This window comes from Ideonella sp. (genome assembly GCF_041914305.1).
Classification (GTDB): Bacteria; Pseudomonadota; Gammaproteobacteria; order Burkholderiales; family Burkholderiaceae_C; genus Ideonella.
Genome location: NZ_JAYSDQ010000005.1, coordinates 57,360 through 76,409, shown reverse-complemented (window position 1 = coordinate 76,409; position 19,050 = coordinate 57,360). Strand labels below are relative to the sequence as shown.

The following is a 19,050-nucleotide window of genomic DNA, read 5'->3' as shown; positions in this document are numbered from 1 at the left end:
CGGCCACGCGCCTGTGTTCAGGCCTGCCGATCTGCGCGTCGACCGGGGCGCGCTGTTCCAGCTCTCGGTCGAGTACATGCTGTGGGTGACCCAGGGCATCGCCGCCCAGGGGGCGACCACGGCGCCCTCATTGGCCTCGGTCGAGCGCCATGTCGCCGAGGGCCTCGACCTGCTGTGCGGCAAACAGCCGCCGGAAGGGGTGTTCTACCTGGTCGAGTGGGGCGGCGCGCCCGTCGGCACCGGTGGCCTGCGACAAATCACGCCCGGCGTGGCCGAACTCAAGCGGATCTACGTGCGGCCATCCCACCGCGGCCTGCGCTTGGGCGAGGCCATGCTGAACCGGCTGATCGCAGACGCCCGGGCCTTCGGCTGCGAGAAGGCCGTGCTGGATTCGGCGCCGTTCATGCCGGCGGCGCACCGGCTCTATGCCGCCGCCGGTTTCACTGACTGCCCGCCATACCCAGGCAGCGAAGCGCCGCGGCATCTGCTGGATGTCTGGCGGTTCATGGAGCGGCGGTTGTAGGCCTTCAGGTCGCCACCGGCTGCCCCAGCGCGCGCAGCGTGTCGCGGATGAACTGGGCCCGGTCGCGCGGCTCGGCGATCTCGCGCTCGATGCGCAGCTTGTCGTTGCCGGCGAGCTTGATGTGGCGGTTCTTCTGCACCAGCTCGATGATGCGCATCGCATCGATCGGTGGGTTGGGGCGGAAGGTGATGTTCATCAGGCGCGGGCCGGCGTCGATCTTCTGCACGCCGTAGGGCTTGGCGAGGATGCGCAGGCGGTGGGTGTCGAACAGCGTCTGGCCTTGCGTGGGCAGCTTGCCGAAGCGGTCGGTGACCTCTTCGAGCAGGGCGTCCAGGTGCTCGGCGCGCTCGGCCGTCGCCAGGCGCTTGTACAGGCTCAGGCGCATGTGCACGTCGCCGCAGTAGGCGTCGGGCAGCAGCGCGGGCGCGTGCAGGTTGATCTCGGTGGTGCTGCCGAAGACGCCGCTGGTGGGTGAGAGCAGGTCGGGCTCTTGCCCGTTCTTCAGCGCACGCACGGCTTCGCTCAGCATGTCGTTGTAGAGCTGGAAGCCGACCTCCATCATGTTGCCGCTCTGGTTGTCGCCCAGCACCTCGCCGGCGCCGCGGATCTCCAGGTCGTGCATGGCGAGGTAGAAGCCCGAGCCGAGTTCTTCCATCTCCTGGATGGCCTCGAGCCGCTGGGCCGCCTGCTTGGTCAAGCCCTCGACATCGGGCACCAGCAGGTAGGCATAGGCCTGGTGGTGGCTGCGGCCGACGCGGCCGCGCAGCTGGTGCAGCTGCGCCAGGCCGAACTTGTCGGCGCGGCTGATGACGATGGTGTTGGCGCTGGGCACATCGATGCCGGTCTCGATGATGGTCGAGCACAGCAGCAGGTTGTGGCGCTGGGCGACGAAGTCGCGCATCACGCGCTCCAGCTCGCGCTCGGGCATCTGGCCGTGGGCCACCGCAATGCGCGCTTCGGGGATCAGCTCTTGCAGCTTCTGGCGCCGGTTCTCGATCGTCTCGACCTCGTTGTGCAGGAAGTAGACCTGGCCGCCGCGCTTCAACTCGCGCAGCACGGCCTCGCGGATGGTGCCGGTGCCCTCGTTGCGCACGAAGGTCTTGATCGCCAGGCGGCGCTGCGGCGCGGTGGCGATCACGCTCAGGTCACGCAGGCCTTCGAGCGCCATGCCCAGCGTGCGGGGGATGGGGGTGGCGGTCAGCGTCAGCACGTCGACCTCGGCGCGCATGGCCTTGATCGCCTCTTTGTGGCGCACGCCGAAGCGGTGCTCTTCGTCGATGATCAGCAGGCCCAGGCGCTTGAACTTCACGTCCTTGCTGAGCAGCTTGTGCGTGCCGACGACGATGTCCACCGTGCCGGCCTCGATGCCTTCGAGCGCGGCCTGCACTTCCTTCGCGGTGCGAAAGCGCGACAGCTCGGCCACCTTGACCGGCCACTTGCCGAAACGGTCGGCCAATGTCTGGTAGTGCTGCTCGGCCAGCAGCGTGGTCGGTGCCAGCAGCGCGACCTGCTTGCCACCGTGCACCGCAATGAACGCCGCCCGCAGCGCCACCTCGGTCTTGCCGAAACCCACGTCGCCGCAGACCAGGCGGTCCATCGGCTTGGGGCTGATCATGTCCTGGATGACGGCGTGGATCGCGGCGCGCTGGTCGGGGGTTTCCTCGAAGCCGAAGCTGGCCGCGAAGGCCTCGTAGTCGTGCGGCGAGAAGCGGTGGGCCAGGCCCTCGCGCGCGGCGCGCAAGGCATACAGGTTCAGCAGCTCGGCGGCGGTGTCGCGCACCTGCTCGGCGGCTTTGCGGCGGGCCTTGTCCCACTGGTTGGAGCCCAGCTTGTGCAGCGGCGCTTCTTCGGCGCTGACGCCGGTGTAGCGGCTGATCATGTGCAGCTGGGCCACCGGCACGTACAGCGTCGCGTTGTCGGCGTAGGTCAGGTGCAGGAACTCGGAAGGGCCGTCGCCCAGGTCGATGTGGATCAACCCCTGGTAACGGCCGATGCCGTGGCTGGCGTGCACCACCGGGTCGCCGATCTTCAGCTCCGACAGGTCCTTGATCAGCGCATCGACGCTGCTGGTCTGCTCTTGCTTGCGGCGCCGGCGGGTGCTGGGGGCGCTGGCGAACAGCTCGGTTTCGGTCAGGAACTGGATCGCCTTGCCGGCTTCCGGTTCGTGCCAGAAGAAGCCGGAGGCCAAGGGCGCCGCGGTGATCGCCACCTTCTCGTCGCCGGCTTCGAACTCGGCCAGCGTCGCGACGCTCGGCACATCGATCTTGTGGTCGCGCAGCAGCTCGAGCAGGCTTTCGCGGCGGCCCTCGCTCTCGGCCACCAGCAGCACGCGGTGGGGCGTGGTGTCGAGGTGTTTTTCCAGCGCAGCCAGCGGCTCGGTGGCGCCGCGGTCGGTGGACACGTCCGGCAGCGGGCGGGCCCAATCCACCGGCTCGTTGCCACGCAAGCTCAACGCGGCGTGGTGGGCGGTGCGGGTGAAGAAGTCTTCGATCCGCAGGAACACGCTTTCGGGCGGCAGGATGGGCCGGTCCGGGTCGTGCTGCAGAAAGCGGTGGCGCTCGCGCGTGTCGGCCCAGAAGCGCTGCAGGGCGTCGTCGACTTCGCCATGCAGCGTCAGCATGGTGTTGTCGGCGAGATAGTCGAAGATCGTGGCCGGCTCGTCGAAGAACAGCGGCAGGTAGTACTCGATGCCCGCGGTGGCGATGCCTTGCGCGATGTCTTTGTAGATGCGCGACTTGGTCGGATCGCCTTCGAGCATCTCGCGCCAGCGCTGGCGAAACTTGGTGCGCGCCGCGTCGTCCATCGGGAATTCGCGGCCGGGCAGCAACCGCACCTCGGGCACAGGGTAGAGGCTGCGCTGCGAATCGGGGTCGAAGGTGCGGATCGAATCGATCTCGTTGTCGAACAGGTCGACGCGGTAGGGCACCGGCGAGCCCATCGGAAACAGGTCGATCAGCCCACCGCGCACCGCGTATTCGCCGGGTGAAACCACTTGGCTGACGTGGCTGTAGCCGGCCAGCGTCAACTGGCTCTTGAACGCGGCTTCGTCGAGCTTGGCCTTCTGCTTGAACTGGAAAGTCGTGCCGGCCAGGAACGACGGCGGCGCGATGCGCGTCAGCGCGGTGGTGGCGGGCAGCAGCACCACGTCGACCTCGCGCTGGTGGATGCGCCACAGCGTGGCCAGCCGCTCGGAGATCAGGTCCTGGTGCGGGCTGAAGGTGTCGTAGGGCAGCGTCTCCCAGTCGGGAAACACGGCCACCCGCAAGCCGGGGGCGAAGAAGGGCAGCTCGTCGGCCAGGCGCTGGGCATCACCCGGCTCGGCCGTGACGATGACGAGCATGCGCTGCTCGTCGGCCCGTGCCTGCGCCATGCGGGCCAGCAGCAGGGCATCGGCCGAGCCGGTGGGGCGGGGCAGGGTGAATCGTTTGCCGGGGGCGATGGATGGAAGCTGCATGCGGGCTGGGGTGATGACGGGGGATCGCCGAAGGGCCGCCCCGAGGCGATCGCTCCCCCTCGGGGGGACCGACGCCGAAGGCGGCGTAGGGGGCACATGACTCAAAGCAAAACACCCCGCGGCGATCGAATCGGCGAGGGGCAGGGGGCGCCGCATGGCGCATGAGGGGCGATTCTAGAATCGCCCCCATGTTGATCGACGCCGCAGGCACCATGCCCCGCTGTTATGCATTGGTACCTTGTGCCGGCATCGGTGCGCGCTCAGGCGCGGCCGGGCCCAAGCAGTACGAGCCGGTGGCCGGCAGCGCCATGGTGGCGCACACGCTGGCCGCGCTGGCCCAGGTGTCGCGCCTGGCCGCCACGCTGGTGGTGCTGTCGCCGGAAGACACGTTGTTCGACGCGGCCGTGCCCGGCTTTGCCGGCGAGCGCGCCTGGGTCGAGCGCTGCGGTGGCGCGACGCGCGCCGAGACCGTGGCGAACGGCCTGGCGGCGTTGCGCGAGCGCGGGGCCCAGCCGCATGACTGGGTGCTGGTGCACGACGCAGCGCGCTGCCTGATCCGCCCCGAGTGGGTCGACCGGCTGATCGACGCCTGCATGGACGACGAGGTGGGCGGCCTGTTGGCGCTGCCGGTGGCCGACACGCTGAAGGCTGAAGATGACGGCCGTGTGGCGCACACGGTGGACCGCAGCGGCAAATGGGCCGCGCAGACGCCGCAGATGTTTCGCCTGGGCCTGCTGGCACCCGCGCTGGCGCATGCCGGCGCCGCGGTGACCGACGAGGCCAGCGCGGTCGAAGCCTTGGGCCACGCGCCGAAGCTGGTGCGCGGCGAATGGGAGAACTTCAAGCTCACCTGGCCGGGTGACTTTCAACTGGCCGAGCGACTGCTGGCCACCAAAGAGGCATGACGATGACGAATTCCACCGCCGCTGCGCTGCCCGCCTTGCGGGTCGGCGAAGGCTGGGACACGCACGCGCTGGTCGTCGGCCGCCCGCTGGTGCTGGGCGGCGTGACGATCCCGCACAGCCATGGCCTGCTCGGCCATTCGGATGCCGATGCGTTGCTGCACGCGATCACCGACGCGGTGCTGGGCGGTGCGGGCCTGGGCGACATCGGCCGCCATTTCCCCGACACGGCCGCCGAGTTCAAGGGTGCCGACTCGTTCGTGCTGCTGGCCGAGGCCACGCGCCGCGTGCGCGCCGCGGGCTGGGTGGTGGTCAATGTCGACTGCACCATCGTCGCGCAGGCGCCGAAGATGGCGCCACACATCCCGGCGATGTGCCAGCGCATTGCCGAGGCGCTGGGCGTGGCCGCCGATCAAGTCAACGTCAAGGCCAAGACGGCCGAGAAGATGGGGCCCGTGGGCGAGGGCCGGGCGATCGAGGCGCGGGCGGTGTGTTTGCTGGCGAAGGCTTGACCGCCCCCCGTTTGACGCTTCGACGCTGAAGACTCGGGTGGGGCGCTGGCGCGCCGGCTACAGGCCCAACTCACTCAGGCTGGCGTGTTGGTCCGGTCGGCGCCCTGGCGCCCAGAAGTATTGGCGCTCGGATTCGTTGATCGGCAGGTCGTTGATGCTGGCATGGCGGTGCGTCATCAGGCCCGCGTCGTTGAATTCCCAGTTTTCGTTGCCGTAGCTGCGGTACCACTGGCCGGAGTCGTCGTGCCATTCGTAGGCGAAGCGCACGGCGATGCGGGCGCCGTCAAACGCCCACAGCTCCTTGATGAGCCGGTAGTCGAGTTCGCGGGCCCACTTGCGCGCCAGAAAGGCCTGCACGGCGTCGCGGCCCGTCACGAACTCGGCGCGGTTGCGCCAACGCGTGTCGGTGCTGTAGGCCAGCGCCACGCGGGCCGGGTCGCGGCTGTTCCAGGCGTCTTCGGCCAGGCGCACTTTCTGGGCGGCGGTTTCGCGTGTGAAGGGTGGCAGCGGCGGGCGGCTTTCCATGGGGTTCCTTTGTTTGGTGATCGTGGTGTGTGGACAGATCTGTCTACATCGGCGATTGTGGGTGATGTAGACAAGTCTGTCTACAATGCCGCCATGCTGACCGATGACACCCTCGACCTGCGCAGCCTGCCGGTGCGCGATCGAATCTTGTGGACCGCGCACGACCTGTTCTACCGAGAGGGCATCCGCGCCACCGGGATCGACCGGGTGATTGCCGAAGCCGGTGTCACCAAGGTCACGTTCTATCGCCAGTTCCCGAGCAAGAACGACCTGATCCTGGCCTTTCTGGCGTTGAGGCACGACCGTTGGATGACGTGGTTCAAGGACGCGTTGGTTCGCCACGGCAGCGAGCGCAAGGGCGTTCAGGCGCTGGTGCCGGCGCTGGCCGAGTGGCTGGGCCACGCCGATTTCCGGGGTTGTGCCTTCATCAACAGCGTGGGCGAGCTTGGCGGCACCCTGCCGGCGGTGGTGGAGATGGCGCGGCGCCACAAGCAGGACGTGGCGGACGTGGTCGCGGGGCTGCTGCCGCCGGGGCGGCTGCGTGCGCGCAACGCGAGGGCGCTGGTGTTGGCGATGGACGGCGCGATCGTGCAGGCGCAGTTCCAGGCTGAATCGGGCGAGGTCTTGAAAGGCCTGGAATGCCTGGTCACGGCACTGGTGGCTTGAGTCGTGAAGAGTTGGCCCATCGGGGCGCGCGGCTTGCTTGTTAACCCGTAGCTGGGGCGTGCGCTCGTCCAGGCAACATCTGTCCTTTCCAAAGACGATCCCGCAGGATCGATCACGACAAAGAGGGACTGATGATGAGAGGTGAGGGACGTCGATCGTTCACGTTGGGGCTGGCGTTGTGCCTGGCCACCGGCGCACCGGCCTGGGCTGCCAGTTCGACGCATTTCGAGAGCACGGCGCAGGTGCAGGGCGTCACCTTGCTGCTCAATGGCGGCGGCAGCCGGTTCAGGCTGATGTTCAAGGTCTATGACATGGCGCTGTACCTGCCGCGCAAGGCCAGCAGCGTCGACGCCGTGTTGAACATGGAAGGGGCCAAGCGACTGGCCTTCGTCGCCCAACGCGACATCCCGGGCACCGACCTGGGCCTGGCGTTCATCAAGGGCTTGCAGGCCAACAGCCCGGCGGACCTGGTGCAGCGGCACGCGCTGTCGTCCACACGCCTGATCGAGATCTTTTCCGGCAAGCCGAAGTTGGTGGCCGGCGATACCTTTGCGATGGACTACCTGCCCGGCAAGGGCACGCAGTTCTTCATCCAGGGGCAGCCGCAGGGCGCGCCGGTGGGCGATGCGGAGTTCTTCGCGATGGTGCTGCGGATCTGGCTGGGGCCGCAGGCCGTGGAGCCGGCCTTGAAGGACGCGCTGCTGGGCGTGGAGCCGCGCAGCACCTATTGACGGCTGACGCGGCGAGGCCCGGCTTGCGCGTCAGGCCCGCTTCAACCGGATGTGGGCGATCAGCCCGCCGTCGCGCGCGTTGGCGAGTTCGAGGTTGCCGTCCATCCGCTGCAGCGATTTCTTGACGATCGCCAGGCCCAGGCCGGCGCCGGTGGCGGCGGTGCGGGCGGCGTCGCCGCGGAAGAACGGGGTGGTCAGGTGCTCGAGCTTTTCTTGCGCCACGCCCTGGCCGTAGTCGCGCACGGTGACGATGATCGAGTCGCCCACCTGCACATGCGTGACCTTGACCTTGGTGACGCCGGTGTCCACCGAGCGGCCGTAGCGGCGGGCGTTCTCGAACAAGTTGGCGAACACGCGGCCCAGCTCGGTGTCGTCGCCCTTGACGATCAGCCCCGGTGTCAGCCGCAGCGAGATGCGGATCTGCGAGGTGTCGCGGAAGGCCGCGGCCTCGCGCACGATCACCTGCGTCAGGTCGACCGGGCCGGTGCGCGAATCGTCCGGCCGCGCGTAGTCCATGAACTTGTCGATGATCGCGTCGAGCTGGTCGATGTCGGCGGCCATGTTGCGGCGGGCCTCGTCGTCGGCCACGCTGATCTCGGCCTCCAGCCGCAGCCGGGCCAGTGGCGTGCGCAGGTCGTGCGAGATGCCGGCCAGCATCACCGCGCGCTGCTCTTCAACCTTGGCCAGCTCGCGCGCCATGCGGTTGAAGCCGATGTTGACCGCGCGGATCTCGCTGGTCATCGTCGACTCGTCGAGCCGCGAATCGAATTCACCCTCGCGGATGCGGCTGGCGGCGAACGACAGGTTCTGCAGCGGCCGGTTGATCAGCCTGGCGATCGTCACCGAGCCGAGCAGGGTGGCCACCAGCGCAATCGCGACCCAGACGAACCAGGTGCCCGGCGTCAGCGGCTTCAGCCGGGCCGATTCGGCCTGCATCCAGTAGGGGTCGCGCTCGATGTTGAAGCCGACCCACAGCGCGTCTACCCCGTTGACGGTGCGCGCGACGATCGTGCTTTCGCCCAGGCGGTTGCGCAGGTCGGTGGCCACCAGGCGGGTGAACCGGTCGGTCTCGAACGGCTCCCAGCGGTCGCCGGGCTCACGCGGCAGGATCTTGACCGCCTCCTGGTCGCTCATGGTCTTGACCACGGCGATGCGGTTGATGCCGTCGGAAAACCGCAGCGCAGCGCGCGACAGGTTCACCAGGCTGGCGATCTGCTGCGAAGCCTGCACCGCGCGCGGCTCGAACTCGAGCTGGCGCAGCGTTTGCACCCAGGCAAACACGCCCCCGAACAGCAGCAGGCCGAGCAGGAAGAAGGTGCGCCAGAACAGGTTCAGCGCAAAGGGGGGGCGGGCAATGGGCATTCAGCGAGCTCGGGCCTGCACCTCAGGCCGGTGATCAGCTCGCATTGTCAGTTCTCCATGGATCAATGCGTCAAACGCGACGCATGAATCCAACAGAACCTGGCGGCCACCGCGGAACCGGCCTGGCCAGGCCGCCGCTGGTGGCGGCCCCTCGAGCGCGAGGCGCCGATGGCGCTTCGGGGTGGGGTCAGTTCGTGTCACCCGGCACGAAGACATAACCGACGCCCCACACGGTCTGGATGTAGCGCGGGTTGGACGGATCGGGTTCCAGCATCTTGCGCAGGCGCGAGATCTGGACATCGAGGCTGCGGTCGAACGGCTCGAACTCGCGGCCGCGCGCCAACTGGGCCAGCTTGTCGCGGCTCAGCGGCTGGCGCGGGTGGCGCACCAGGGCCTTCAGCATCGAGAACTCGCCGGTGGTCAGCGTGATCTGCTCGCCGTCCTTGGTCAGGCGGCGCAGCGACAGGTCGAATTCGAACGGCCCGAAGTTGACGACCTGCGGGTCCTTGGCCGGGGCGCCGGGCGCTTCTTGCGCCGGGCGGCGGCGCAGCACCGCGTGGATGCGGGCCAGCAGCTCGCGCGGGTTGAAGGGCTTGGGCAGGTAGTCGTCGGCGCCGACTTCCAGGCCGACGATGCGGTCGACGTCTTCGACCTTGGCCGTCAGCATGATGATCGGGGTGGAGTCGTTGGCGGCGCGCAGGCGGCGGCAGATCGACAGCCCGTCTTCGCCGGGCAGCATCAGGTCCAGCACGATCAGATCGATGGTTTCGCGCGTCTGCAGCCGGTTCAGCGCCTTGCTGTCCTCGGCCAGCAGAACTTCGAAACCTTCTTGCGTCAGATAGCGCCGCAGCAGGTCGCGGATGCGGGCATCGTCATCGACAACGACGATGCGGTCCGGGCGGGCGTTGCTGGTGGTGCTCATGTCGACTCCTAATTTGTAACAGAGGCATTGTGCAAGCCGAAAACGGGGTTTCCGGGCGGTCTGACCCTCTGTTACAAATGTTGCCCCACCTGCCAACCGGTTGCGTCGGCCGGCCTAGAGGGGTAGATCATTGAAGGGTCATCGCCACTTCCATGCTCACCATGACCGTTGCTTCTTGCCTTGCCGGCCGCTTTGCGGACCGTCTTGCTGGCCGTCTTGCTGCCAGTCACCTGGCCTTGTTTTCGCTGGCCCTGGCGCCTGTCTTGGCCACCGCCCAACCCGCGCCGCCGGCCGCTGCGCCGCTGCAGGGCGTGTTGACGCTCAGCACCACCGCGACCGTCGAGCTGCCGCAGGACTGGATGGTGCTGACGCTGTCGGTCAACCGCGAAGGCACCGATGCCGGCGCCGTGCAGACCCAGCTGAAGCAGGCCGTGGACGCGGCCTTGGCCGAAACGCGGCGCGTCGCCAAGCCCGGGCAGGTCGAGGTGCAGACCGGCGCCTTTTCGGTCCAGCCGCGCTACAACCAAAAGGGCCAGTTGAACGGCTGGCAGGGCCGCACCGAGCTGACGATCGAGGGCCGCGACATGGCGGCGATCGCGCAGCTCAGTGGCCGCATCGGCACGATGACGATCGCCCGGGTGGACTACGGCCTGTCACGCGAGGCCCGCGAAAAGGTCGAGGGCGAGGTCTCGGCGCAGGCGGTGGGGCGCTTTCGGGCCCGCGCCGACGAACTGGCCAAGCAGTTCGGCTATGGCGGCTATGTGATCCGAGAGGTCAACGTGTCGACCGACGGGGCAGCCCCGCCACCCATGCCCTATGCCCGGGCCGGCATGATGAAGGCCGAAGCCGCCGACATCGCACTGCCCACCGAGCCTGGCAAGGGCAGCGTGACGGCCAATGTCAGTGGCAGCGTGCAAATGAAGTAGGGGCGATGGCGGCTGAGAACCCAGCCGCCGTCGATTTGCCTATTGCGCGACCCAGCCGCCATCCACGTTGATGGCAGCGCCGCGGATGTTGGCCGCTGCCGGTGAGCACAGGAACAGCGCCAAGCCGGCCAGTTCCTCCGGCGTCGTGAACTGCAGCGATGGCTGCTTTTCGGCCAGCAGTTGCTTCTTCGCTTCTTCGTTGCTGATCTTGTCGGCCGCGGCGCGCGCGTCGACCTGTTTTTGCACCAGCGGCGTCAGCACCCAGCCTGGGCAGATGGCGTTCACAGTGACCGGCGTGGTTGCCGTTTCGAGCGCCACGGTCTTGGTCAGGCCGATGATGCCGTGCTTGGCGGCCACGTAGGCCGACTTCTGCGCCGAGGCCACCAGGCCATGCACCGAGGCCACGTTGAGGATGCGGCCGAAGCCGCGCGCCTTCATGCCCGGCAGCGCGACGCGGATCGCGTGGAAGGCTGAGCTGAGGTTGATCGCGATGATCGCGTCCCAGCGCTCGACCGGGAAGTCTTCGACCGGCGCCACATGCTGGATGCCGGCGTTGTTGACCAGCACGTCGACCGCGCCGAACTCGGCCTCGCAGGCCTTGACCATCGCCTCGATCTCGGCCGGTTTGCTCATGTCGGCCCCGTGGTAGCTGACCCTGGCGCCGCCGGTGGCGCATTGGGCCACCTCGGCCTTGGCGGCTTCGGCATCGCCGAAACCATTGAGCATCACGTTCGCGCCCTGCGCGGCAAATGCCTGGGCGATGCCCAGGCCGATGCCGCTGGTGGATCCGGTGACGAGCGCGGTCTTTCCGTTGAGCATGAAGAATCTCCGGGTGGGGTTGCTACAGTGATTATCAAGAACATCAGCTTGCAAGAACATGAATACCACGCCTTCACCCCGCTTCGACAGCGTCCAATGCCTGGGCGCGCGCGGCCTGCACCGCATGGCCTGGGTCGAGTGGGGCGACGCCGCGAACCCGAAGGTGCTGGTCTGCGCACACGGGTTGTCGCGCCAGGGCCGCGATTTCGACACGCTGGCGCAGGCGCTGGCCGCCGACTACCGCGTGGTCTGCCCCGACGTGGTCGGCCGCGGCCGCTCGGACTGGCTGCAAGACCCGATGGGCTACGCGATCCCGGCCTATGTGGCCGACATGGTCACGCTGCTGGCGCGCTTGAATGCGAAAGAGCTGCACTGGGTGGGCACCTCGATGGGCGGCCTGATCGGGCTCAGCCTGGCCGCGCTGCCGAACACCCCGATCCGCAAGCTGGTGCTGAACGACGTCGGGCCGAAGATCGAGTTCGAGGCGCTCGAGCGCATTGGCGAATATCTCGGCGACCCGGTGCACTGGGACACGCTGGACGAAGCCGCCGACGCGCTGTGGGCGGTATCGCAAAGTTTCGGCCCGCACACCCGCGAGCAATGGCTGGCGCTGACGCGGCCGCAGCTCATGGCCGATGGCACCGGCTTCAAGCCGCACTACGACCCGCGGCTGGCGATCCCGTTCAACGCGGTGACGCCGCAGATCGCCGCGGCCGGCGAGGCGATGCTGTGGCAGATGTACGACCAGATCCAGTGCCCGACGCTGGTGATCCGCGGCGCCGTGTCCGACCTGCTGAGTGCCGAGACGGCCCTGCAGATGACCCAGCGGGGCCCGCGCGCGCGCCTGCATGAGGTGGCCGGCGTGGGGCATGCGCCGATGCTGGTCCAGCCGGACCAGGTCGAGGCGGTGCGCAGTTTCCTGCTGGGGCCATGAAGAGCCAACCCGTCGCGCTGGACGAGCCGTCAGCGCCGATCGTGGCGCTGGCCGATGACCTGAGCGCAGCGCCCACATCGCCCGCGGCCCGTGCCGCTGGCGGCGGCGACCAAGGTGCCTCGGCGCTGGAGCGGGCCCGCGCCTTCGCCGAGCCGCTGCTGCGCGGCCGTGCGCTGGACACCGGTGAAGACGCCTTCGACCATGCCGAGGGCGTGGCCGCGGTGCTGGGCGCCATCGGTGGCGCGCCGGGGCTGCAGGCGGCGGCCTACCTGGTCTATGCGGGCGACTTTCTGCAGCGGCCGGAAGAGGTGGTGGCCAAGGCGTTCGGCGAGTCGTATGCGAGCCTGGTGGCACTGACGCGCAAGCTGGTGCAGATCCAGCGGGCCGCGCGCGAAGCCCATGTCGAGCAAGAGTTCCAGGCCCGCCAGACCGAGCGCGTGCGCAAGATGCTGCTGGCGTTCTCGCGCGACCTGCGCGTGGTGCTGCTGCGCCTGGCCTCGCGGCTGCAGACGCTGCGCTACTACGCTGCGTTCAAACAGCCTTGCCCGCAGGCGCTGGCGGCCGAGTCGCAGCAGGTGTTCGCGCCGCTGGCCAACCGGCTCGGCATCTGGCAGATCAAGTGGGAGCTCGAGGACCTGGCGTTTCGCTTCCTGCAGCCCGACGAATACCGCCGCATCGCGAAGCTGCTGGCCGAAAAGCGCATCGAGCGCGAGGCCGGTGTCGAGGTGGTGCGGCGCCAGATGGCCGAAGACCTGAACGCGCACGGCGTGGCCGCGCTCGTCTACGGCCGGCCCAAGCACCTGTACAGCATCTGGAAGAAGATGCAGGGCAAGCAGCTCGACTTCGGCGAGGTGCTCGATGTGCGCGCCCTGCGCGTGATCGTGGCCGACGTGCCGGCCTGCTACGCGGCGCTCAGCCGCGTGCATGAGCGCTACACCGCGGTGTCGGGCGAGTTCGACGACTACATCGCCAAGCCCAAGCCCAACGGCTACCGCTCGCTGCACACGGTGGTGCTGGGCGACGACGGCCGGCCGATCGAGGTGCAGATCCGCACGCAGGCGATGCACGAGCACGCCGAATATGGCGTGGCGGCGCATTGGGCCTACAAAGAGGCGGGCGTCAAAGGCTATGCCGGCGTCAGCGCCGCGGGTGAGTTCGAAGAGCGCATCGCCGAGGCGCGCAAGGCGGTGCTGCGGCAGCTGCTGGCCTGGGAGCGGGGTCTTTCTGCGCCGGGCGCGCAGGAGGCCCGTGCAGACTCGGTGGTACCCGAGGGCCAAGCCGGTGGCTTCGACGACCGCATCTACGTCTTCACGCCGCAGGCCACCGTGATCGAGCTGACGGCCGGCGCCACGCCGATCGACTTTGCCTATGCGGTGCACACCGATCTGGGCCACCGCTGCCGCGGCGCCAAGGTCGACGGCGTGATGGTGCCGCTGAACAAGCAGCTGCACAACGGTCAGACGGTCGAGGTCACCGCTGTCAAAGAGGGTGGCCCGTCGCTCGATTGGCTGAACCCCGAGCTGGGTTTTCTGCAAAGCCCTCGCTCACGCTCGAAGGTGCGGGCCTGGTTCAACGCCCAGGCCCACGGCGAGACGATTGCCAAGGGCCGCGAGCTGGTCGAAAAGCTTCTGCAGCGCGAAGGCAAGACGGCGCTGAAGCTCGACGACCTGGCCGAGCGGCTGGGCTTTCGTGATGCGCAGGCGCTGTTCGAGGTGGTCGGCAAGGACGAATACTCACTGCGCAACATCGAGACGCTGCTGCGCCCGCCCGAGCCCGCCCCCGAAGAAGACGAGATGCCGGCGTTGCGCCGCTCGCGCGCCGATGCCACCGGCACCAAGGGCGGCGTGCTGGTCGTCGGCGTCGAGTCGCTGCTGACCAACCTGGCGCGCTGCTGCCGCCCGGCACCGCCCGACGCGATCGGCGGCTTCGTGACCCGCGGCAAGGGCGTGGCCATTCACCGGCGCGACTGCACCAACTTTCGCCACATGGCCGAGCGCATGCCCGAGCGCGTGATCGCGGTGGCGTGGGGCACGCCGCCGAAGGACCGCGACGCGGCCTACCCGGTGGATGTGTCGATCGAGGCCAGCGATCGCCAGGGTCTGCTGCGCGACATCTCGGAGGTCTTCGCGAAAGAGAAGATGAACGTGACCGGCGTGAAGACCCAGTCGGTGCGCGACGCCGAAGGCAAGACCGCGTGGATGATCTTCACCGTCGAGGTGGCCGATGCCTCGCGCCTGCGCCAGGTGATGGCCCAGGTGGCACGCGTGGCGGGTGTGCGCCACGTGCGCCGCAAGTAGGACTTTCGGTAGAGCCCAAAAAGCTTGCTATACTGCGAGGCTTCGCATCAGGCGCGTAGCTCAGTTGGTTAGAGCACCACCTTGACATGGTGGGGGTCGTTGGTTCGAATCCAATCGCGCCTACCAGACACGATGGCCCCTGGTTCTTCACGGAACCAGGGGCTTTTTGCTTTCTGCCGGGCTGGTGGGGCGGTTGCAGCCAAGGCGCCTGGGCCCGAGCGCGATCCCCCAAGTTTGACGTTGGCCACGCGTGCAATACGCCACGCGTGCGCCGCGGGCCATAGGGCTGCAGCCGTGGCGTTGGCGGCCCTCCTTGTTCACCATCGGTGCCAAGGGGGATGGCTTCATGTTGCAACACCAACGTTCAGGCGCCCAGCGTGTGGCCGCATCGTTGCGGGCCTGCGGCGCATCGCTGGCCGGCGAGTCGCGCGGTGCCGCGCCGTCAGCCGAGAGCGGCTGGCTCGAGTCGTCCTGGGACCTCAGCCACGGGCTGGAAATCTCGGATCTCGACGGCGAACTGGCCGAAGAATTCGTTCGGCATCTCACCTCGCCACCGGACTGACGCCGTCAAAATCCTGCGATACTGCGCGCCTTCGCAACAGGCGCGTAGCTCAGTTGGTTAGAGCACCACCTTGACATGGTGGGGGTCGTTGGTTCGAATCCAATCGCGCCTACCAGACACAAGCCCTCGGTTCAGCCATGAGCCGGGGGCTTTTCGCTTTCTGCGGCGTTGGTTCACCCGCCCCCTTCGGGCCTCAGCCGCGGGGCCACTTCGTGCAGCGACTCGATGCAGGTGCGTGCGCCGTGGCGGTGGGTGCCTGGGCGGTCGAGCAGCCAGGCAGCCAGACCGGCTTCGAGGGCGGCGTCGTGGTCGAGTTCGGGTGAGTCGCCCACCATCAGCGCTTGGGCCGGCTTCAGGCCGAAGCGGTCGACCACGTGGGCGAAGGCGCGTGCCAGCGGCTTGCTGGCACCGATCTCTTCGCCGATCGCGACATGGTCGACCTCCTTGTCCAGCCCGGTCGCGCGGAGCTTGCGGCGCTGCCCGTCGGACGGGCCGTTGGTGAGGATGGCGGTGCGCACCCCCAGGGCCCGCAACGCCTGCAGCATCGGCAACGCGTCTGCGTGCACCTGCGGGCTGTCGTTGACGCAGTCCATGAACACGCGGTTCACCGCCTCGACCAGGCCAGGCGGCGGTGCCATGCCGATGCGCTCGAACGGGTCGCTGAAACGGCGCAGCCGGTAGGCCGCCCGGGTCAGCTCGCCGCGCTCGAACTGTGCGAACAGCGGCCGGTCGACCTCGGTGCAGGCCTTCAGGTAGGCCACCGCGTCGAGACCCTCGCGGGTCATCAGCTGCCCGATCTGCTCGTAGGCGATGCGCCGGGTGGTCGCGAAGTCGATCAGCGTGTCGTCGAGGTCGAGGATCACCAGGTCCATGGTCGAGCGTCCTTTGACATGTCAGAGGTTGAGGGTTTTTCGGCCGTGCCCGAAAGGCGCGTCAAAGCGCACCGGATCGAGGCGCAAAGCGCAGCCATAGCTCGGGCTATGGCGAGCATTTGCAACGAAGAGCCGGGGTGTTTTGGCGCGCAAGGCGGGCATGGGTGAAAGACTCTCAACCTCTTTAGTCGTCCCAGACCGGGCGCACGCCGATCGTGGTGGTGCCCAGCCGCTCCCACTTGCCGCGGCGGGCGGCGATGCGCAGGTGGCCGGGGCCTTTGCTCCAGGCGCCGCCCTTGACCACGCGCTCGCCGGCGGCGCCGCGGGGGTCGGCGTCCTGGCACCACTCTTCGAGGTTGCCCGCCAGGTCGTACAGGCCCAGTGGGTTGGGCTCGAAGCGGCCCACCTCGACCGTGCCGGCGTAGTGCTCATCGTAGTTCGCCAGGGCCGGCGTCGGCTCGGCCGCGCCCCAGGGGTAGATGTGCCCGGGGTCGCCGGCGCTGGCAAAGTCTTTCCACTCGGCCTCGCGGGGCAGCCGGCCCCCCAGGTGCGCGCAGAGGCGGGCTGCCGCGAACCAGTTCAGGCCCCAGACCGGGTGCCGTGCCAGCTCTGGCGCCGCATACCAGCCGCCGCGGTGGGGGTCGTGGCGCAAGGCGCAATGCGGGTTGTGCACGTTGACGTAGCGGTAGGCGCAGGCCGGCTCGGGCGGCAGGCCCATCTCGTTCAGCGCGGCGGCAGCCAGCTCGCAGGTCAGCAGAGTGCAGGCCACGCGCAGCCCGCGATGGCCCGCTGCCCGTGCGTGCGGCGGGCAGCGAACCGCCTGTTCAATGTAGTGCCGTATCAACCTGGTATGCATTCGATTCGCCTGGCCAACGGCTTGGCTCGCACCAGTTCACCGCGTGCAGCACCCGCTCGATCGCGTCGACCTCGGCGCGCTGGAGATGGGCTTGCCAGCGAAGCGACACGCCCGCCGGGTCTCGAAACGACGAGAACGTGCCGCCGCGGTTGGTGGCCCAGCGCGCCCGCGCAAACTGCACGGGCGACGGGTGGGGCTCCACGCCGAGCAGGCGGGCCATCGCGTCCAGCGCGTGCGCCGGCGCGCGCGCCACCGCGTCCAGCCCAAGCACCAGGTGGTCGAAGCTGCCCAGTGCGCGCCGCGCCAGCTCGTAGCGCACCACCACGCTCATGGCCGCGAGCGTGGCCACGTCGGCCGTCTGCGAGGCCGTGAACGCCAGCGAGGCCCGATGCGGAAACAGGCGCGCAAAGGCCGGCGGCACCAGCTCGTGGTAGCGCCAGAAGCCCATCAGCTCGCTGCGCATGACCGAGGACACGATCGCGCGCGGGTCGCGCCAGAGAAAGACGAGCTTCAGCCCAGGCAGGTAGGCGCGCAGCCAGTCGAGCTGGCCGAACAGGCCCGTCTCCTTGAACCCGATGACACGTGACGGGCTCGCGCCGGTCAGGTACCGGCGCAGGGCCTGCAGGTAGTCGTGGATCTCGCCGTGGGCCGGCAGGCTCGGGTGCAGCTGCTGCGCGTCGAACTCGGCCGCCGACCACGGCTGCAGATCGTGCGTGCGAAAAAACGGCGCGTGCATCGAAAAGGGCTCGTTCAGGCATTCCACCTGGGGGTGGGCCTGCAGCAGGTCGGTGACGAAATTGGAGCCCGACCGATGGTGGGCCAACAACAAATAGGGTGTGCACGTACCGGCCACCTTCATTCTCCCTGGCTGCCGCGCTTGGCTGCGGGCAGGTCTTGATGGTGACGCACTCGCCGGGGCGGCGCATTAGCATCAACTCGGACAAGGGTATTGAAACCCCGCCTGAAAGGGCGCGATGCGTGCAAGGTCGACGCCAACGCCCCGAACCGGCTTGTCATCCGGCGCCTGCGGTCGTACCCTTTGCTTTCGAGCACATCGAAACGGCTGCGGCACTGAACCGACGGCCCGGTGTGCCGACGTCATTCTTGGGTGACGCCACCAGGGAGAAAAGACGCGGTGGGTATTCGGTCCAGCATCGTCGGGCCCGTGTTCGATTGCCGGCGGCGATCGAGGCGGGCGGCGGCACTTGCGGCGCTGCTCGTGGCCACGATGGCCGCAGCGTGGCCGCGGATCACCGAGGCCGCGGCCCCCGGCGGCCTGTTGCCCGCGGTCAGGATCGCCGTCTCGTCCACCCCCCACGCCACCTTGCTTCACCTGGCCGCCGCGCGCGGCTTTTTCGCTGCCGAGGGCCTGACGGTGACGCTGCTGCCGGTGAGCCACGGCAAGGCAGCACTCGAGCGCCTGGCCAAGGGCGAGGCCGATCTGGCCGCAGCCGCCGAGCTGCCCTTCGTCGTCGGCGTGCTCAAAGGTGACCCGTACGGTGCGCTGGCCTCGGTGGCCAGCGAGTCGGGCGAGATGGCGGTGGTGGCCCGGCGCGACCGCGGCGTCGCCCAGCCGGCCGATCTGGCGGACAAACGAATCGGCGTGACGCAGGGCACCAGCGGCGAGTACTTTCTCTGGGCCTTCCTGATCCGCCACCGCATCTCGCCACGCGCCGTGTCGATGGTGAACCTGCCACCCAACCAATTGGCGCAGGCGGTGGGCAACGGCTCGGTCGACGCCATCGCCACCTGGCAGCCGGTGCGGCGCGACGCCGAGCGGAGCCTGGGCAGCCAGGGCGTCAGCTTCACCTCGCCGGACGCCTACACCGTGACCCACATCGTCGTCGGCCGGCAGGCCTTTCTGGCGGCCAACGCCGAGGCCATGCGCCGTGTCGTGCGCGCCTTGCTGCGCGCCGAGCGCTTCGTGCGCGAGCAGCCGGCCCAGGCGCTGGCGATCACCGCCGAGCGGCTGGGCATTTCGCCGGCCGACCTGCAGGTGCAGTGGGCCGCGCTGGAGCTGCGGGTCGACCAGAGCCAGTCTCAGTTGATCACCTGGGAGGACGAGGCGCGTTGGGCCATGACCCAGGGTTATGCCGAGCGGCGGCCGGTGCCGAACCTGCTGCCGCACCTGTACCTGGACGCTCTGGCGGCCGAAGCGCCGGACCGTGTCAGCGTGGTGCGCTGATG

18 protein-coding genes and 2 tRNA genes are annotated in these 19,050 nt (G+C 68.7%); 12 read left to right on the top strand and 8 right to left on the bottom strand.

Features of this window, described 5'->3' with window-relative positions:
* Window positions 1-13 precede the first annotated feature (13 nt).
* The gene (locus tag ACE3SG_RS08335) at window positions 14-523 is read left to right on the top strand and encodes a GNAT family N-acetyltransferase (RefSeq protein ID WP_374564045.1); all 510 of its coding nucleotides are present in this window, start codon (window positions 14-16) and stop codon (window positions 521-523) included.
* A 4-nt stretch (window positions 524-527) separates the two neighbouring features.
* On the opposite strand, the gene mfd is transcribed toward ACE3SG_RS08335, so the two are convergent.
* A complete protein-coding gene (gene mfd / locus ACE3SG_RS08330) occupies window positions 528-3,977 on the bottom strand; it encodes a transcription-repair coupling factor (protein ID WP_374564043.1) in 3,450 nt (1,149 codons plus the stop codon).
* Window positions 3,978-4,165: 188 nt separating this feature from the next.
* Between mfd and ispD the strand changes: the two genes are divergently transcribed.
* Window positions 4,166-4,882, top strand: coding sequence for a 2-C-methyl-D-erythritol 4-phosphate cytidylyltransferase (gene ispD / locus ACE3SG_RS08325; protein ID WP_374564041.1), 717 nt, complete (start codon window positions 4,166-4,168; stop codon window positions 4,880-4,882).
* A gap of 2 nt (window positions 4,883-4,884) precedes the next feature.
* Complete coding sequence (gene ispF, locus ACE3SG_RS08320) at window positions 4,885-5,391, top strand: 2-C-methyl-D-erythritol 2,4-cyclodiphosphate synthase (protein WP_374564039.1); 507 nt, start codon at window positions 4,885-4,887, stop codon at window positions 5,389-5,391.
* Between the two features lie 57 nt (window positions 5,392-5,448).
* On the opposite strand, the gene ACE3SG_RS08315 is transcribed toward ispF, so the two are convergent.
* Entirely contained in the window at window positions 5,449-5,916 is a 468-nt protein-coding gene (locus tag ACE3SG_RS08315; RefSeq protein ID WP_374564037.1) for a DUF1348 family protein, read from the bottom strand.
* Window positions 5,917-6,009: 93 nt separating this feature from the next.
* Here ACE3SG_RS08315 and ACE3SG_RS08310 point away from each other — a divergent pair, with 93 nt between their 5' ends.
* The gene (locus ACE3SG_RS08310) at window positions 6,010-6,582 is read left to right on the top strand and encodes a TetR/AcrR family transcriptional regulator (protein ID WP_374564035.1); all 573 of its coding nucleotides are present in this window, start codon (window positions 6,010-6,012) and stop codon (window positions 6,580-6,582) included.
* A 131-nt stretch (window positions 6,583-6,713) separates the two neighbouring features.
* Window positions 6,714-7,313, top strand: a complete 600-nt coding sequence (locus ACE3SG_RS08305) for a chalcone isomerase family protein (protein ID WP_374564033.1) — start codon at window positions 6,714-6,716, stop codon at window positions 7,311-7,313.
* 30 nt (window positions 7,314-7,343) lie between these two features.
* Here ACE3SG_RS08305 and ACE3SG_RS08300 read toward each other — a convergent pair whose 3' ends face one another.
* Together ACE3SG_RS08300 and ompR are read right to left on the bottom strand one after the other, a co-directional pair.
* The gene (locus ACE3SG_RS08300) at window positions 7,344-8,675 is read right to left on the bottom strand and encodes an ATP-binding protein (protein WP_374564031.1); all 1,332 of its coding nucleotides are present in this window, start codon (window positions 8,673-8,675) and stop codon (window positions 7,344-7,346) included.
* 187 nt (window positions 8,676-8,862) lie between these two features.
* Window positions 8,863-9,597 carry a two-component system response regulator OmpR gene (gene ompR, locus ACE3SG_RS08295; protein ID WP_329720229.1) on the bottom strand — a complete coding sequence of 245 codons (735 nt, stop codon included), beginning with the start codon at window positions 9,595-9,597 and terminating at the stop codon, window positions 8,863-8,865.
* A gap of 263 nt (window positions 9,598-9,860) precedes the next feature.
* Between ompR and ACE3SG_RS08290 the strand changes: the two genes are divergently transcribed.
* Window positions 9,861-10,523: an SIMPL domain-containing protein gene (locus ACE3SG_RS08290; RefSeq protein WP_374564029.1), complete on the top strand. Its 663-nt coding sequence runs from the start codon at window positions 9,861-9,863 to the stop codon at window positions 10,521-10,523.
* A gap of 39 nt (window positions 10,524-10,562) precedes the next feature.
* Here the strand turns inward: ACE3SG_RS08290 and ACE3SG_RS08285 are convergent, their stop codons facing one another.
* Window positions 10,563-11,342: a 3-hydroxybutyrate dehydrogenase gene (locus tag ACE3SG_RS08285; protein ID WP_374564027.1), complete on the bottom strand. Its 780-nt coding sequence runs from the start codon at window positions 11,340-11,342 to the stop codon at window positions 10,563-10,565.
* A gap of 58 nt (window positions 11,343-11,400) precedes the next feature.
* Here ACE3SG_RS08285 and ACE3SG_RS08280 point away from each other — a divergent pair, with 58 nt between their 5' ends.
* From ACE3SG_RS08280 to ACE3SG_RS08260, 5 genes are all read left to right on the top strand, one after another.
* A complete protein-coding gene (locus ACE3SG_RS08280) occupies window positions 11,401-12,276 on the top strand; it encodes an alpha/beta fold hydrolase (RefSeq protein ID WP_374564025.1) in 876 nt (291 codons plus the stop codon).
* Entirely contained in the window at window positions 12,273-14,573 is a 2,301-nt protein-coding gene (locus ACE3SG_RS08275) for a bifunctional (p)ppGpp synthetase/guanosine-3',5'-bis(diphosphate) 3'-pyrophosphohydrolase (protein ID WP_374564023.1), read from the top strand. Before ACE3SG_RS08280 ends, ACE3SG_RS08275 begins: the two co-directional genes overlap by 4 nt.
* A 49-nt stretch (window positions 14,574-14,622) precedes the next feature.
* Window positions 14,623-14,699: transfer RNA gene (locus ACE3SG_RS08270), tRNA-Val, on the top strand.
* A gap of 187 nt (window positions 14,700-14,886) precedes the next feature.
* On the top strand, window positions 14,887-15,135 hold the full coding sequence (locus ACE3SG_RS08265) for a hypothetical protein (protein ID WP_374564021.1): 249 nt from the start codon (window positions 14,887-14,889) through the stop codon (window positions 15,133-15,135).
* A gap of 38 nt (window positions 15,136-15,173) precedes the next feature.
* Window positions 15,174-15,250, top strand: a tRNA-Val gene (locus ACE3SG_RS08260).
* Window positions 15,251-15,308: 58 nt separating this feature from the next.
* On the opposite strand, the gene ACE3SG_RS08255 is transcribed toward ACE3SG_RS08260, so the two are convergent.
* From ACE3SG_RS08255 to ACE3SG_RS08245, 3 genes are all read right to left on the bottom strand, one after another.
* The gene (locus ACE3SG_RS08255) at window positions 15,309-16,007 is read right to left on the bottom strand and encodes an HAD family hydrolase (RefSeq protein ID WP_374564019.1); all 699 of its coding nucleotides are present in this window, start codon (window positions 16,005-16,007) and stop codon (window positions 15,309-15,311) included.
* Window positions 16,008-16,191: 184 nt separating this feature from the next.
* Window positions 16,192-16,776: a formylglycine-generating enzyme family protein gene (locus ACE3SG_RS08250; protein WP_374564018.1), complete on the bottom strand. Its 585-nt coding sequence runs from the start codon at window positions 16,774-16,776 to the stop codon at window positions 16,192-16,194.
* 55 nt (window positions 16,777-16,831) lie between these two features.
* The gene (locus ACE3SG_RS08245) at window positions 16,832-17,716 is read right to left on the bottom strand and encodes a sulfotransferase (protein WP_374564016.1); all 885 of its coding nucleotides are present in this window, start codon (window positions 17,714-17,716) and stop codon (window positions 16,832-16,834) included.
* A 375-nt stretch (window positions 17,717-18,091) separates the two neighbouring features.
* On the opposite strand from ACE3SG_RS08245, the gene ACE3SG_RS08240 reads away from it, so the two are divergent.
* Window positions 18,092-19,048: an ABC transporter substrate-binding protein gene (locus ACE3SG_RS08240; RefSeq protein WP_374564014.1), complete on the top strand. Its 957-nt coding sequence runs from the start codon at window positions 18,092-18,094 to the stop codon at window positions 19,046-19,048.
* The last annotated feature ends 2 nt before the right edge of the window (window positions 19,049-19,050 follow it).

Excerpts from the sequence above, each read along its gene's own strand:
- mfd (WP_374564043.1), bottom strand. The coding sequence starts at position 3,977 with ATGCAGCTTCCATCCATCGCCCCCGGCAAACGATTCACCCTGCCCCGC.
- ispD (WP_374564041.1), top strand. The coding sequence starts at position 4,166 with ATGTTGATCGACGCCGCAGGCACCATGCCCCGCTGTTATGCATTGGTA.
- ispF (WP_374564039.1), top strand. The coding sequence starts at position 4,885 with ATGACGAATTCCACCGCCGCTGCGCTGCCCGCCTTGCGGGTCGGCGAA.
- ACE3SG_RS08315 (WP_374564037.1), bottom strand. The coding sequence starts at position 5,916 with ATGGAAAGCCGCCCGCCGCTGCCACCCTTCACACGCGAAACCGCCGCC.
- ACE3SG_RS08310 (WP_374564035.1), top strand. The coding sequence starts at position 6,010 with ATGCTGACCGATGACACCCTCGACCTGCGCAGCCTGCCGGTGCGCGAT.
- ACE3SG_RS08305 (WP_374564033.1), top strand. The coding sequence starts at position 6,714 with ATGATGAGAGGTGAGGGACGTCGATCGTTCACGTTGGGGCTGGCGTTG.
- ACE3SG_RS08300 (WP_374564031.1), bottom strand. The coding sequence starts at position 8,675 with ATGCCCATTGCCCGCCCCCCCTTTGCGCTGAACCTGTTCTGGCGCACC.
- ompR (WP_329720229.1), bottom strand. The coding sequence starts at position 9,597 with ATGAGCACCACCAGCAACGCCCGCCCGGACCGCATCGTCGTTGTCGAT.
- ACE3SG_RS08285 (WP_374564027.1), bottom strand. The coding sequence starts at position 11,342 with ATGCTCAACGGAAAGACCGCGCTCGTCACCGGATCCACCAGCGGCATC.
- ACE3SG_RS08280 (WP_374564025.1), top strand. The coding sequence starts at position 11,401 with ATGAATACCACGCCTTCACCCCGCTTCGACAGCGTCCAATGCCTGGGC.
- ACE3SG_RS08275 (WP_374564023.1), top strand. The coding sequence starts at position 12,273 with ATGAAGAGCCAACCCGTCGCGCTGGACGAGCCGTCAGCGCCGATCGTG.
- ACE3SG_RS08255 (WP_374564019.1), bottom strand. The coding sequence starts at position 16,007 with ATGGACCTGGTGATCCTCGACCTCGACGACACGCTGATCGACTTCGCG.
- ACE3SG_RS08240 (WP_374564014.1), top strand. The coding sequence starts at position 18,092 with ATGGCCGCAGCGTGGCCGCGGATCACCGAGGCCGCGGCCCCCGGCGGC.